The organism is Streptomyces sp. NBC_00878, from assembly GCF_026341515.1.
In the GTDB taxonomy this organism is placed as follows: domain Bacteria; phylum Actinomycetota; class Actinomycetes; order Streptomycetales; family Streptomycetaceae; genus Streptomyces.
The window spans coordinates 5,717,253-5,729,495 of the sequence record NZ_JAPEOK010000001.1 but is presented as its reverse complement, the minus strand read 5'-3'; the positions used below and the strand labels follow the sequence as shown (position 1 = coordinate 5,729,495).

14 protein-coding genes are annotated in these 12,243 nt (G+C 70.6%); 10 read left to right on the top strand and 4 right to left on the bottom strand.

The genetic code is table 11. The features are described 5' to 3' along the window. Positions 1–101: 101 nt before the first annotated feature. Positions 102–602 (bottom strand): hypothetical protein, encoded by a 501-nt coding sequence (locus OHA11_RS24650; RefSeq protein WP_266499763.1) that lies wholly within the window; start codon positions 600–602, stop codon positions 102–104. Between the two features lie 66 nt (positions 603–668). Between OHA11_RS24650 and OHA11_RS24645 the strand changes: the two genes are divergently transcribed. Together OHA11_RS24645 and OHA11_RS24640 are read left to right on the top strand one after the other, a co-directional pair. Next, positions 669–1,016 (top strand): transcriptional regulator, encoded by a 348-nt coding sequence (locus tag OHA11_RS24645; protein WP_266499761.1) that lies wholly within the window; start codon positions 669–671, stop codon positions 1,014–1,016. Continuing rightward, entirely contained in the window at positions 1,013–1,684 is a 672-nt protein-coding gene (locus tag OHA11_RS24640) for a nucleotidyl transferase AbiEii/AbiGii toxin family protein (protein WP_266499759.1), read from the top strand. Before OHA11_RS24645 ends, OHA11_RS24640 begins: the two co-directional genes overlap by 4 nt. A gap of 30 nt (positions 1,685–1,714) precedes the next feature. On the opposite strand, the gene OHA11_RS24635 is transcribed toward OHA11_RS24640, so the two are convergent. Both OHA11_RS24635 and OHA11_RS24630 read right to left on the bottom strand, forming a co-directional pair. Next, on the bottom strand, positions 1,715–2,647 hold the full coding sequence (locus tag OHA11_RS24635) for a DUF1989 domain-containing protein (RefSeq protein WP_266499757.1): 933 nt from the start codon (positions 2,645–2,647) through the stop codon (positions 1,715–1,717). Then, entirely contained in the window at positions 2,644–3,420 is a 777-nt protein-coding gene (locus OHA11_RS24630; RefSeq protein WP_266499754.1) for a GntR family transcriptional regulator, read from the bottom strand. The genes OHA11_RS24635 and OHA11_RS24630 overlap by 4 nt, the downstream gene beginning before the upstream one ends. A gap of 184 nt (positions 3,421–3,604) precedes the next feature. Here OHA11_RS24630 and OHA11_RS24625 point away from each other — a divergent pair, with 184 nt between their 5' ends. The 3 genes from OHA11_RS24625 (at position 3,605) to OHA11_RS24610 (ending at position 9,249) form a co-directional block, all read left to right on the top strand. Further along, entirely contained in the window at positions 3,605–4,456 is an 852-nt protein-coding gene (locus tag OHA11_RS24625) for an ABC transporter substrate-binding protein (protein WP_266499752.1), read from the top strand. Positions 4,457–4,459: 3 nt separating this feature from the next. Then, positions 4,460–5,968 (top strand): amino acid ABC transporter permease/ATP-binding protein, encoded by a 1,509-nt coding sequence (locus tag OHA11_RS48375; RefSeq protein WP_323186626.1) that lies wholly within the window; start codon positions 4,460–4,462, stop codon positions 5,966–5,968. Positions 5,969–6,330: 362 nt separating this feature from the next. Then, complete coding sequence (locus OHA11_RS24610) at positions 6,331–9,249, top strand: SpoIIE family protein phosphatase (RefSeq protein WP_266499750.1); 2,919 nt, start codon at positions 6,331–6,333, stop codon at positions 9,247–9,249. A 94-nt stretch (positions 9,250–9,343) separates the two neighbouring features. Here OHA11_RS24610 and OHA11_RS24605 read toward each other — a convergent pair whose 3' ends face one another. Further along, complete coding sequence (locus OHA11_RS24605) at positions 9,344–10,024, bottom strand: TetR/AcrR family transcriptional regulator (RefSeq protein WP_266499748.1); 681 nt, start codon at positions 10,022–10,024, stop codon at positions 9,344–9,346. Between the two features lie 65 nt (positions 10,025–10,089). Between OHA11_RS24605 and OHA11_RS24600 the strand changes: the two genes are divergently transcribed. The 5 genes from OHA11_RS24600 (at position 10,090) to OHA11_RS24580 (ending at position 12,115) form a co-directional block, all read left to right on the top strand. Next, positions 10,090–10,863: an MBL fold metallo-hydrolase gene (locus tag OHA11_RS24600; protein ID WP_266499747.1), complete on the top strand. Its 774-nt coding sequence runs from the start codon at positions 10,090–10,092 to the stop codon at positions 10,861–10,863. 33 nt (positions 10,864–10,896) lie between these two features. Next, positions 10,897–11,412 (top strand): cupin domain-containing protein, encoded by a 516-nt coding sequence (locus tag OHA11_RS24595; protein ID WP_266499744.1) that lies wholly within the window; start codon positions 10,897–10,899, stop codon positions 11,410–11,412. A gap of 37 nt (positions 11,413–11,449) precedes the next feature. Continuing rightward, positions 11,450–11,602, top strand: a complete 153-nt coding sequence (locus OHA11_RS24590; protein ID WP_266499741.1) for a hypothetical protein — start codon at positions 11,450–11,452, stop codon at positions 11,600–11,602. After that, the gene (locus OHA11_RS24585) at positions 11,593–11,838 is read left to right on the top strand and encodes a TniQ family protein (RefSeq protein WP_266499740.1); all 246 of its coding nucleotides are present in this window, start codon (positions 11,593–11,595) and stop codon (positions 11,836–11,838) included. The genes OHA11_RS24590 and OHA11_RS24585 overlap by 10 nt, the downstream gene beginning before the upstream one ends. A gap of 73 nt (positions 11,839–11,911) precedes the next feature. Beyond that, on the top strand, positions 11,912–12,115 hold the full coding sequence (locus OHA11_RS24580) for a hypothetical protein (protein WP_266499738.1): 204 nt from the start codon (positions 11,912–11,914) through the stop codon (positions 12,113–12,115). Positions 12,116–12,243: the final 128 nt, after the last annotated feature.

Below are 12,243 nucleotides of genomic sequence, written 5' to 3'. Positions count from 1 at the left end.
GCTCCCCTGGCCCCCGCTCCCCTGGCCCCCGCTCCCCCGGCCGTCGGTCCCCCGGCCCCCGCTCCCCCGGCCGTCTCCGTGCCATTCCCGGCTCGGTCATGTCACGCCTCCGGCAGTCGCTTCGCGATGTTCCGTACGACGACGGCGGCGAACTCCGTTGCGGTGTCGCACAGTTGCCTGTCCGGCTGCGGGGCGTACACGGTCAGCTGGAAGAGTTCGGTGGTGGGGTCGCCGACCGAGTTCCGGTAGGTGCGGTGCGGAGTCCGTACGGTGCAGCTGTCGTCCTCGGCCTCGTCCGCGACGAAGTAGCTCTTCGTGCCGACGACGTTCACCGGCGTTCCGTCGTCGGCGTCCAGGGAGTTGTCCCGGCTGAACTGGATCTCCACCGCGCGGCTGCCGTCGTCGCTCGACCAGTCGCAGTCCCAGGAACCGAAGCCGCGGTCCCGGTTGTCCGCGGAGGCGCCCGCGCTGACCGGCATCACCACGGCTGCATGGCCCTCGCCCTTGAGCGACACCAGGACGTGCTGGAGCCAGGCGAAGGCAGGGCTACCCGGTGGAGGCGGTCCATACGGCCAGTCGATGCCCTCACGCGGCTTCGGCATGGCCCCGAGAGCGTTGAATGGCGGATTGGTCAGAATCAGGTCGGCCTGGTGGCCCATAATCGACGTATGGCAACACAGCCCGGTCTCTCTGATCTTCGCCGTGCGAAGTTCGCTCGGCGTGCACCTGCCGCGCTCTCCGAGCTCGTCGGCCCTCAGCACGGCACAGTGACCCTGCCGCTGCATCTGGCGTGGTCGGGGCTGACCACATTCGATCTCGATCAGCCCCGGCTACGGATGAGCTACTACCGGATCGTCCTGGCCGAGGGTCTGCACGACGATCTGGTCCGGTATCTCCATCGCGAACTTCTGGTCAGCCTGTGGCCCACACTGCGCACGCTGGTCAGCCGTGATGTCCGGGAGGTGTGGGAGAGCTCCTTCGACGAGCTGGCTCACGGAGCCCGGGCCGCTGCGTGAACCTCACGGACCTGCACCGTCGCTTGCTTGCGGATGTCCTCGATGTCGGCGGTGTCTACCCTCTGGCGCTCACCGGTGGCTATGCGGTCCAAGCACATGGGTTGGTCGACCGGCTCAGCCAGGATCTCGATGTCGCGACCGAGAACCCGGAGCGCATGGAGGATATCGCCGCTGCCGTGCGTACCGGCCTGGAAGAGCGTGGGTGGCGCGTGAGAGCGCTGGAGACGGATCCGCTGTCGGCGCGGCTCATCGTCACCGATCCCGCCAGCCATGAGGAGTGCGAGGTCGATGTCCTCAAGGAGACACTCTGGCGGCCCCCTGTGCATACCGAGCACGGGTTGGTGCTGTCCCTCGAAGATGTCGTCGGCACCAAGGTTCGTGCACTGGCCGACCGGGGACTCGCCAGGGATCTGATCGACGTACTGGCCGCGGCGGACCGCTGGAGCCACATCGAGCTGGAAGAGCTTGGACGTCGCCACGCCCGCGACTCCTTCGACCTGCACGAGCTTCAAGCACGCTTGGGCGGGGCCGACTGGATCGACGACACGGAGTTTGCCGCCTACGGGCTCGACGAGCGAGCGATCACTGAGCTGCGTCGGTGGGCACAGTCGTGGGCCGACGACATCGGTGAACGACTCCTGGAGGGGGAGACCCCGCACGAGGACTGAAGGCCACGACGACGGCGATGAAGACGCGCTTCAGCCGACGGTCTTGAGGAAATCCGGTCGGCCCATGCCATGGAGGTTGCGGTAGGCGGCCCTGGCGGGTGGGGTCCAGTCGTTCAGGAGGGTGGGGTCGGGGCGGTAGACCTCGATGCCCAGGGGGCGGCAGACGTCCAGGGGGTCTCGGGCGTCCGGGCCCCACAGGGGGACCGAGAGGTCGCCGCCCGGGCAGGTGGACAGGGCGCAGAGCAGGTCCGTTTCGGCGAAGAACTCGAAATAGTCGCCCTCGCGCGCCGGGCAGTCCTTCATGAAGTACTGGTCGTCGGCGTTGAGGCCCGTGCACTGGAAGACGTTGAGTACGTCGTGGACGTCGAACTCGGTGAGTCCGTACGGCAGTACGGCCCGGACCAGGTTCGAGTGGCAGTGGAAGTCGAAGTCCTCGCCGGTGAGCATGCGGTTGACGTACGGGTCGCAGCGGGTGCCCAGCAGGTCGTGGACACGTCCGCCGTCGGCGTCCACACCGTAGTCCGCGAGCGTGTCGGCGGTGACGGTGAGCAGGGGGCGCAGGAAGGGGAGCGTGGACCAGATCCGGTCGTACGTGGAGATGTGCGCGCGCTGCAACTGGCGCGTGCGGGCGGCCCACATGCGCTCGCGCGGGTCGTGGAGGTTCCACACGTTGAAGTCGCCGACCTGGGGGCCCTCGACGGTGACGATCCGGCACAGGTGCCCCTGCGGGACGGTCCAGGCGCGGCCCGAGCGGATCGGGATCTCGAAGGAGTCCACGAGCTCGTGGCGTGCGGCGGCGAAGCGGTCGTAAAAGGCGCGGTCGACGTCGAGGGCGCCGCCCTGGGTGGCCTGGTAGGCGGGCGCCGCCTTGGACTGCGCGGTTGCCGCGGTCACCGCAGTCACCGCAGTCGCCTGAGTCGCCGCCTTCGCCGCCTTCGCCGCCGATGCTGTGCGGGAGTTCATCGCTTGCCCTTCGCTGCCGTTGTCACTGCTGTTGTCGCTGCCGTTGCCTTGGTCGCTGCCGTTGCCTTGGTCGCTGCCGTTTTCGTTGCCGAACGGGAGTTGGTCGTACGGGAGTTGGCGCGTACGGCGTCGAGTACCGTCCGCTCGGAGTCGTCGAGGTAGAGCCGCAGCGCGGCCGTGGCGTCCATGCGCCGGCCGCCGCGGATCAGGTCGCAGATCTCGCGGTCGCGGGCGACCCACGGTGCCTGGAAGGCGCCCTGGTCCGCCATCACCGCGAAGGCCAGGCGCAGTTGGGCGATCGTCACCCGGAAGAAGCCGTCGAGGCGGGCGCTGCCCAGCAGGGCCACCAGCGACTGGTGGAAGCGCAGTGACGCGGTGCCCACCTTGTCCCACGCCTCGACGTCGACGGCGAGTTCGGCGGCGGCGACCTTGGCCTCCATCGCGTCGAGCAGCGGTTCCGGGGCGAGCGGGCTCGCGTCGACGGCGCTGAGTTCGAGCGTGCGGCGGGCGATGTAGATGTCCGTCACGTCCTCGGCGGACAGGGTCTTCACCGCTGTGCCCTTGTGCAGGCGCTGCACCACCAGGCCCTCGTCGTGCAGGGTGCGCAGGGCCTCCCGCAGGGTGTTCCGGGACACCCCGAGCTCGGCGGAGAGCGCCACGTCCCGCAGCGGGGTACCGGGCGGCAGCTCTCCCTCGACGATGCGTTCGCGCAGCACGTCGGTCACCAGGACGGGCCGTCCCGCGGTCTCAGCCGCGCCGTTCAGAGTCGACATGGCCCCCACCCTAACGCACGATCTGTTGAACAAAACAGGGGCATGGTCCACCTGCTCCATGTGCGTCATCCAGGAAATTTCGACCTTTTACTTGACTGAAACACCAACCCGTCACCATCATCAGCAGCCAGATTGTTCAACAGTTTCAGGATCAGTTCCAGTCTCCCGGTCGAGAGGCCCCCTCATGCACTCCACATCGGTCCGCTCCGCCACGGCCCTCGGGGCCGCCGCCGCGCTCCTCGCCCTGTCCGGCTGTTCGAGCGGTTCCTCCTCGACCGGCGAGGCGGGCGGTTCGGGCGCTTCGGGCGGCTCGGGCACCATGACCGCCGGCACCCTGACCGTGGGATCGGACCTGACGTATCCCCCGTACGCCTATCTGGACGGCAAGACCCCGGCGGGCTTCGACCCGGACATCTCCCGTGCCCTGGCCGGGGCCTCCGGGCTGAAGACGACCTTCGTCGACACGCGTTTCGAGCAGCTCATCGCAGGGCTCGGCACCGGTCACTTCGACGTGATCGCCTCCGACCTCTACATCACCGACGAGCGCAAGAAGCAGGTCGACTTCATCCCGTACTTCACCACCGGCAACTCGATCGTCGTGCAGACCTCGGGCGGCGACCGGCCGGCCGTGGTCACCGACCTGTGCGGAAAGTCCGTCGCGGTGATCAAGGGCGGCCAGATCGTCCAGAAGCTGCGCGACGAGGCGAGCAAGCAGTGCACGGACGAGGGCGAAAAGGCCGTCGACGTACGGGAGTTCGGCACCGATCCCGAAGGCACCCAGGCGCTGCTGTCCGGCCAGGTCGACGCCCAGGTCACCGACGGTGCCGTGGCGAAGGCAGCCGCCGACAAGACGAACGGGCGGCTCACCATCTCCAGCAAGTCCCTGATCTATCCCGTCCAGTCCGGGCTGGCGGTCAAGCGGGGCAACACCGCCCTGAAGAAGACCCTCACCACCGCGCTGGACGAGCTCACGAAGAACGGTACCTACACCGAGCTGCTGAAGAAGTACAACCTCGGCCGCGCCGAAGGGAGTTGATGGATGATGGGCAGCTTCGACTGGCACTACACCATCGGTCTGTTCGCCGATGCCGACCTGTGGCGGGCGGCGCTGCTCGTCGTCGAACTCGCCGTCTCCGCCTGGGTGATCTCCACCGCGCTCGGCCTGCTCGTCGCCCTCGCCCAGCAGTCCCGGCTGCGTCCGCTGCGGCTGCTGGCCTCCGCGTACGTCTGGTTCTTCCGCAGTCTGCCGCTGCTGGTGCTGCTGATCTTCGTCTACAACTCGCCGCAGCTCTTCCCCGGCCTCAGGCCCCTGCTGTCGAGCCCCTTCGCCGCGGGCCTGGTCGCGCTCGTGCTCAGTGAGACCGCGTACATCGCCGAGATCCACCGCGGCGGCCTGCTGTCCGTGAGCAAGGACCAGGGCGAGGCCGCGCAGGCGCTGGGCATCCCGTACGCGGGGGTGCAGCGGCATGTGGTGGTGCCGCAGGCGTTCCGGGTCGCGCTTCCCACGCTGGGCAACGAGTTCATCAGCATCCTCAAACTGACCTCGCTGGTCAGCTCCATCTCCCTGGCCGAGCTGCTGCTGGTCGGCCAGCGCCTCTACACCCAGAACTTCCTGGTCCTGGAGACCCTGCTGGCCGTCGCGGTCTACTACGTCATGCTGGTCACCCTCTTCGACCGGCTCCGCGCCCTGGCCGAACGCCGCCTCGACGTCCGTAAGCGCCGTACGAAGGCCGCGGCACCCATCGACGACGCCCCGGAGGACGGGGTCCCCGCCGAACCGGTGCGGCGGACCCGTGCCCGCACCGCGCACGAGGGCGAGGCGGTCGTACGCGCCCGGGGCCTGCGGAAGTCGTTCGGCCCGGTGTCCGTCCTGGACGGGGTGGACCTCGATGTGCACCGCGGCGAGGTGGTGGCCGTCATCGGCCCCTCCGGCTCGGGCAAGACCACCCTCGTACGCACCCTCAACCACCTGGAACAGCCCGACCACGGCAGTGTGGAGATCGACGGGCTGCCCATGGGCGGCCGGGACCGTGAACTCGCCGCCCAGCGCCGTCGCGTCGGCATGGTCTTCCAGCGGTTCAATCTCTTCCCGCACAGAACCGCCCTGCAGAACATCACCCTCGCCCCGCTCCAGCAGCGGCAGTACCGCAGCCGGTTGGCCGCCGAGGTGCGGGCGCGCGAACTGCTCCGCAAGGTGGGCATGGACGCCCACGCCCACAAGTACCCCCACCAGCTCTCCGGGGGCCAGCAGCAGCGCGTGGCCATCGCCCGCGCCCTGGCGATGGACCCCAGCGTGCTGCTCTTCGACGAACCGACCTCCGCCCTCGACCCCGAGCTCGTGGGCGAGGTCCTGTCGGTGATGGGCGAACTCGCCGCCGAGGGTACGACCATGGTCGTCGTCACCCACGAGATGCGCTTCGCGCGCGAGGTCGCGGACTGGGTGGTCTTCATGGACCAGGGCCGCGTTCTTGTCCAGGGCCCGCCGGAGACGGTCTTCGACAAGTCCGGCGAACCGCGCCTGGAACGGTTCTTCGCCGCGGTCGGCTGAGGTCCGGCAGCCCGGCGCAGGCCCGCAGGCCCCGGTGGCGCACAGCTCTCCCGGTACCGGCGGAGGAACGCGGGCGGCGACCCGGGTGGGTGTCGCCCAGCCGGGCCTCTCGGTGACCCGGGCGGGCGTCGCCGAGAGGCCCGGCCCGGGTGGCAGCTGTGGGTGGCCGCGGCGGCCGGGCGGCAGCGGCCCGCCGTCGACGGACGGCCGTCGGCTGTGCCGCGGGCGGACGACCGTGTCGGCTGTACGGACGATCGTGTCGGCCGTGCAGTCGGGGAGCGGCCGGGCCCACCGGCCCGGCGCGCAGCCCGTGAGGGGGTGAACCCACCGCCGCGTCGCCCGTCCGGTGGGAGGATATGAAAGTGGGCGAAACGTCAGAAAACTCTACGCTGAGCTCGGCGCTGCGGCAGACGGTGACCGCTGTCGGCGCCCCGATCGGCATGGTGTACCTCTTCGACGGCCCCGGGGGCCCCGACGGCAGTCTTCGCCTGCACCCCGCGCTGACCAGCGGAAACCCGGAAGGCCTCAGCCTCGGCCGACAGGAGGTCGACGCCCTGACCGAGGCGGCCACCGCCCAGGCGATCCGAGAGCGCGCGGTGGTGTGGCTGCCGGCGTCCCCCGACCGGACCTCCACCCCGTACACGGGCCCGCGCACCGGTACGGACACCGGTCCGTACACCGCCCCGTACACCGGCGTCGCGGCCGTTCCGCTGTGTCACGAGGAGGACACCCTCGGGGTGCTGTCCGTCGTGACCAGCCGGCCCGGGCCGCCCACCGACGCGGAGCGAGGCCTTCTCGAAGTGGCCGCGCGGTGGATCGCCGGCCTGGTCGCCGACCTGGTGGATTCCGGCTCCGCGGCCCGGCCCGCCGCGTCACCCCTCCGCGCGGCACGGGAGGCCGTACGGGTCGGCGCGTGGGACTGGAACATCCGTACCGGCGACATCCTCTGGGACGAGGAGATGGCGCTCGTGCTCGGCATCCCCCCGGACCACTTCGACGGACGGATCGAGACCTGGCGCGCACTGGTCCATCCCGAGGATCTGCCGGCCGTGGTGACCCAGGCGGAGCAGTCGCTGCGCAAGGGCGGGGAGTACGGCGTCAGGCACCGGGTGCTCCGGCCCGACGGCACCGTCGGGTGGGTGGAGGCCAGGGGCCGGATCGTGAACGGGGACGACGGCCGTCCGGCCCGTATGGTGGGCCGGCTGTGGGAGACCAGCGAGACGCGCGCGGCCATGGACTCGGTCGGCCGTGCCCTGCAGCACATGAGCGACGGTTTCCTCGCCGTCGACTCCGACGGACGGATCATGTACGTCAACGGGCGGGCCCAGCAGCTTGTCGGTCCCTCGGACGACCTCATCGGCCGCGTGCTCTGGGAACTGCCCGCGGTCGCCGTGCCCGCCCTCGCGTCACGGTGCCGCAGTGCCATGGCGGACCGCGTCGCCACCGGTATCGACGTGAGGTCGCCGACCGACGGGCGCTCGTACCACCTGCGGATCATCCCGGTGCCCGACGGGCTGACGGTCTATCTGACCGATGTCACCGAGCAGCGGGAGATACAGGCCAGACGGGCCGCCGAGGAGCGCGCCGCCGCCGAGCGCACCTCCCGTATCGGGGGCCTGACGAGGGCACTCGCCGAGGCGCTCACCGTGCAGGACGTGATCAACGCCGTGGCGGAGCGGTTGCTGCCGCTCGTCGGGGCCACGGGGCTGATCGTGCACGCGGCCGGCCCCGGCGGCGACTGGACGCTCCAGTCCGTCGGCTACCCCCGCTCGTACATCGACCGGCTCCCCGACGGGCCCGAGAACAACCCGCTCGACCAGGCGATGCGCGACGGCGTACCGCGGTTCGTCGACTCGCCGCAGGAACTGGAGGCCCGCTATCCCGGGCTGGCCGCCTTCGCCGCCCTCGGCGGAAAACACTCCTGGGCCTTCCTCCCGCTGATGGTCTCCGGGCGCGTCGTGGGCGGTTGCGTCATCTCCTTCGACCGGCCCCGCCGCCTCGCGGACGACGAGCGCGGACTGCTGATCGCGCTGAGCGGACTGATCGCGCAGACCCTGGAGCGGGCCCGGCTGTACGACGCCGAGCACCACCGCGCGCAGGAGTTGCAGCGCGGTCTGCTGCCGCGCGCCCTGCCGTTGCTGCCCACCGTCACCACCGCCGCCCGTTACCTCCCGGCCAGCGAGGGCATGCTCGGCGGCGACTGGTACGACGTCATCCCGCTGTCCGGCGACCGGGTCGCGCTGGTGATCGGCGACGTCATGGGCCACGGCCTCTCCGAGGCGGCCACCATGGGGCGGCTGCGTACCGCCGTACACACCCTCGCCGGCCTCGAACTGCCCCCCGACGAGTTGTTCTCGCACCTCAACGACCTGGTCAGCGATCTCGGCGACGACTTCTACGCCACCTGCCTGTACGCCGTGTACGACCCGGCCACCGGCAGCTGCGCCGTCTCCAGCGCGGGACACCCGCCACCGGTCCTCGTCAGCCCCGACGGCACGGTCCGTCTCCTCGACCTGGCGGCCGACCCGCCCCTCGGCGCGGCCACACCCCCCTTCGAGACCACCGAACTGGTGCTGCCCGAGGGGAGCCTCCTGGTGCTCTACACCGACGGGTTCGTCGAGTCCGCCCGCCGCGACATCGACACCGGCATCGTGCAGCTGACCACCGCCCTCACCACTACGGCGGACACCGCGCCCCCGACCCCCGCCACCGGACCGTGGCCGCGGCCGGACGAGCGGGAGCAGGAGCAGACGGACGAGGCCGGCCGCCTGGACCGGCTGTGCGCCTCGCTCACCGCGGCCCTGCTGCCGGAGGGCGAGCAGACCGGCGACGACGCGGCCGTGCTCGTCGCCCGGGTCCGCGCTCTGCGCCCCGAGGACATGAGCGTCTGGACGCTCCCGGAGGATCCGGTCGCGGCCGGCCAGGCCCGCTCCCACATCCGTCGCCGACTCGCCGAATGGCAGCTCGACGAGTTGGTGACGACGACGGAACTGCTCGCCAGCGAGCTGGTGGGAAACGTGGTGCGCCACGCCAGGGGACCCCTGCGACTGCGCCTGGTCCGCAGCCGCAGCCTCATCTGCGAGGTCTCCGACGGCAGCCTCACCACTCCCCGCATGCGCCGCGCCCGGGACACCGACGAAGGCGGGCGCGGACTGCAACTGGTCGCCGCGCTCAGCCAGCGCTGGGGCGTCCGCTACACGCTCGACGGCAAGTGCATATGGACCGAACAGCCACTGCCGGACCCCGTGCCCGCGCACACCACGGGCGCGGCACAGACCTGATACGCCTGGCGGATGCTTCCAATCCGCCCGTCCCTTCTTGCCAAGTGAACGGCCCCGCTTGCCATCTCGTCGTCGCGGCAGATGCGGTGGGCGCTCACCGCGTCCGGAGCGGCTGGTGCGGCTGGGGCGGCTGGGGCGGAGGGGGCACGAGCATGGCCGTCAGCATGTCGGCCAGCCACTTCTCGTACGTGTCGGCCGACCAGCCCCGTCCCGCAGTGAGCTGCGTGTACAACTGGGGACCGGCCAGGGCCCAGACGGCGTCCATCAGGTGGGCCGGATCCGCCTCCGGGCCGAGCGCGCCGGACTCGTCGAGGTGCGTGACGAACGCGGTGACGCCGGTCAGCCGTTCCCGCTCGGCGGTCTCCAGGACCTCTCCGACGTCCGGCCCGGCCTGGGTCAGCAGGGCGAACAGCGGGGTGACCCGTTCATGGATGCCGCGCACGTACGCGGCGTAGAGCCGGAGCTTGGCGCCCAACTCCCTTGTCCCCAGGATCTCCCGCACCTGGGGGCGGTCCCCCATCGGAACCGGTTCGTCGTCCCCGGCCAGCGTGATGTCCCACAGGGCCTTGACCATGCCCGGCTTGCCGCCGAACGACTTGTACACCGTCTCGGCGGAGACACCCGCCCGCTCGGCCACCGCACGCACGGTCGTGGCGTGGTAGCCCTCCCGGAAGAGCAGCTCGCGGCATGCCTCCAGCACCGCCGCGCGGTTGCGGCGCGCGGCCTCGCGCCGGCCCTCGGAGTTGTAGGACCGACGTGGCGTTCCGGCTGCCATCGGCACACCCTCCAATTCTGTTACAGTCGACTGTATCGAATACTGTTCGGTCGCCGGAGGCTCGTATGTCCCGTCCCGCGCCCACGCAGGTCGCCCCCGGCGTTCACCGCCTCGGCGATCATGGCGTCAACTTCTACCTGATCGAGGACCCCGACGGTCTCGTCCTGGTCGACGCGGGAACGCCCGCCCATCTGAAGCAGCTGCGCACGCTGCTGACCGGCCTCGGCCGCTCCCTGGCCGATGTCCGTGCCGTACTCCTGACGCATGGCCACCCCGACCACACCGGGCTGGCCCACTCCCTCCAGGAAGCCGGCGCCGACCTCTGGATCCACGAGCGGGACGCCGCCATCCTGCGCGACGGCCCGCGCAGCGCGATGCGGCACGCCAAGCCGGAGCGTTCGATGCTCCCGTATCTGCTGCGCAGGCCCTCCGCGCTCGCCCTCCCCCTCGGGCTGGCCCGCTCCGGCGCCTTCACCGCACCCGCGGTGCGGGGTGCGCGGGTCTTCGGCGCCGACCAGGTGCTGAAGGACGTCCCCGGCGCCCCGCGGGCCGTCGTCCTGCCCGGCCACACACCCGGCAGCGCCGCGTACGCCTTCCCCGACCGCGGGCTGCTCTTCACCGGCGACGCCCTGGTCACCGCCGACGGCTTCTCCGACCACACCGGACCCACGATCGTGAGCCGCTGCTTCACCCACGACAGCCGGGCCGCACTCACCGCCCTCGACCGCCTCGACGAACTGACGGCGGACGCGGACCTGCTGCTGCCCGGCCATGGCGAGCCCTTCGCCGAAGGCGTCCGCACCGCGACGCGGCAGGCACGGCAGTTCGGCGTCCACTGACCTCTCATTACTTCCAACTCCCGAGGAAACAACATGAGTTACTACAGCCCGCGCGTCCTGCACGTCCCCGCCGAGAAGGGCGTGGTCAAGTGGATGTCCGGGGACGTCTACGAGACCATGGCGACGGCCGACTCGACCAACGGCGCACTCGGCTTCACGGTCTGCTGGGTGCCTCCGGGCGGCGGGCCGATAGCGCACGTGCACAAGAGTGCTGACGAATCCTTCTACGTCATTTCGGGTGCGCTGGAATTCCTGAACGGCGACCGGACCTTCACGGCGAACTCCGGTGACTTCGTCTTCGTACCCAGGGGTACGCGGCACCGGTTCCGGAACCTCACCGGCGAACAGGCGCACATGGTGTCGTTCTTCACGCCCGGCGGAGGCGAGGGGCTGTGGCTGGAAGGCGGGGACGACCCCGTTCCCGGCGCGAAGCCCGAGTTCTGGCCGCCGGAGCGCGGCCTGGCGCTGGGCCCGCTCCTCGATCGCGAGGACATCGACCTGGAGATCCTGCCGGAGGAAGCGGACTTCAACGGGGCCGCCTCAGGATGACTCTTCGTAGTGGGCGGCGACCGCGACTGCTCAACGCGTGTCGGCGGCGACGGGTCTGCTGGCGGACGAGATCCAGGCCATGACCTGGATGCGCTGTGCCGGGACCGCGTTGCCCGCACAGGCAGCGGGAGTTGTGTCCCAAGAGAAGATCCCTCTGGTGAAGTCGAGTTGGATCAACCCGTGGAGCTGAGGTTTTGTCCAGCCTGCGTCGATGAGCGACGCGGGCGCCGGCCTTTGGACTGGTCCACGCCGTGGGCGTTCGCGTGCCTCCGCCACGGGCGCTGTCTGCTCGCTGCCTGCTCCACCTGGAGGGAGCCGGTTCGCGCCGGAGGGGTGGGGCTGGGGCATGACAGGTGCCGGGTTTCGTCCGGGATGCCTCGGACGGGAAGCCGCAGCGATGCGGCACCGAGTTCCGGAATGTGGTAGCTCCTCCCCTTACGGATGTCCTGCTGGAGGACCTGCAGGAGCCGCTGCACGAGCGCCTTCAGGCCCGCGGCGGATGGCCGGCCTCGAACGCAACACGCGCGTGCTGTTGAACGAGCGCCCCCGGCTGGTCATTGCCTTCCACGACCACTTCGCCCCGGCCGGCGGAGGCACCTCGGACATGGCCCTGCGGGCCGTGCTCGCACAGGTGCCGGTGTGGCCGGTCCCTGGCCTGGACGTCAGGGTGGCGTGGGAGGCGCCACCGCCGATGGCCTGGTGAATACCGTTCTCTGCCCCGGGCGGCTCCCATCCAGCCCGTTCGACGGCAGCCCGCCGGTCGACGACTCGCCCGCTTCAGACGCAGCACTTCGGACCGCGCCTGTACTCACGCCAAGATCACCCGGGGCA

Excerpts from the sequence above, each read along its gene's own strand:
- OHA11_RS24650 (WP_266499763.1), bottom strand. The coding sequence starts at position 602 with ATGCCGAAGCCGCGTGAGGGCATCGACTGGCCGTATGGACCGCCTCCA.
- OHA11_RS24645 (WP_266499761.1), top strand. The coding sequence starts at position 669 with ATGGCAACACAGCCCGGTCTCTCTGATCTTCGCCGTGCGAAGTTCGCT.
- OHA11_RS24635 (WP_266499757.1), bottom strand. The coding sequence starts at position 2,647 with ATGAACTCCCGCACAGCATCGGCGGCGAAGGCGGCGAAGGCGGCGACT.
- OHA11_RS24630 (WP_266499754.1), bottom strand. The coding sequence starts at position 3,420 with ATGTCGACTCTGAACGGCGCGGCTGAGACCGCGGGACGGCCCGTCCTG.
- OHA11_RS24625 (WP_266499752.1), top strand. The coding sequence starts at position 3,605 with ATGCACTCCACATCGGTCCGCTCCGCCACGGCCCTCGGGGCCGCCGCC.
- OHA11_RS48375 (WP_323186626.1), top strand. The coding sequence starts at position 4,460 with ATGATGGGCAGCTTCGACTGGCACTACACCATCGGTCTGTTCGCCGAT.
- OHA11_RS24605 (WP_266499748.1), bottom strand. The coding sequence starts at position 10,024 with ATGGCAGCCGGAACGCCACGTCGGTCCTACAACTCCGAGGGCCGGCGC.
- OHA11_RS24600 (WP_266499747.1), top strand. The coding sequence starts at position 10,090 with ATGTCCCGTCCCGCGCCCACGCAGGTCGCCCCCGGCGTTCACCGCCTC.
- OHA11_RS24595 (WP_266499744.1), top strand. The coding sequence starts at position 10,897 with ATGAGTTACTACAGCCCGCGCGTCCTGCACGTCCCCGCCGAGAAGGGC.
- OHA11_RS24580 (WP_266499738.1), top strand. The coding sequence starts at position 11,912 with ATGGCCGGCCTCGAACGCAACACGCGCGTGCTGTTGAACGAGCGCCCC.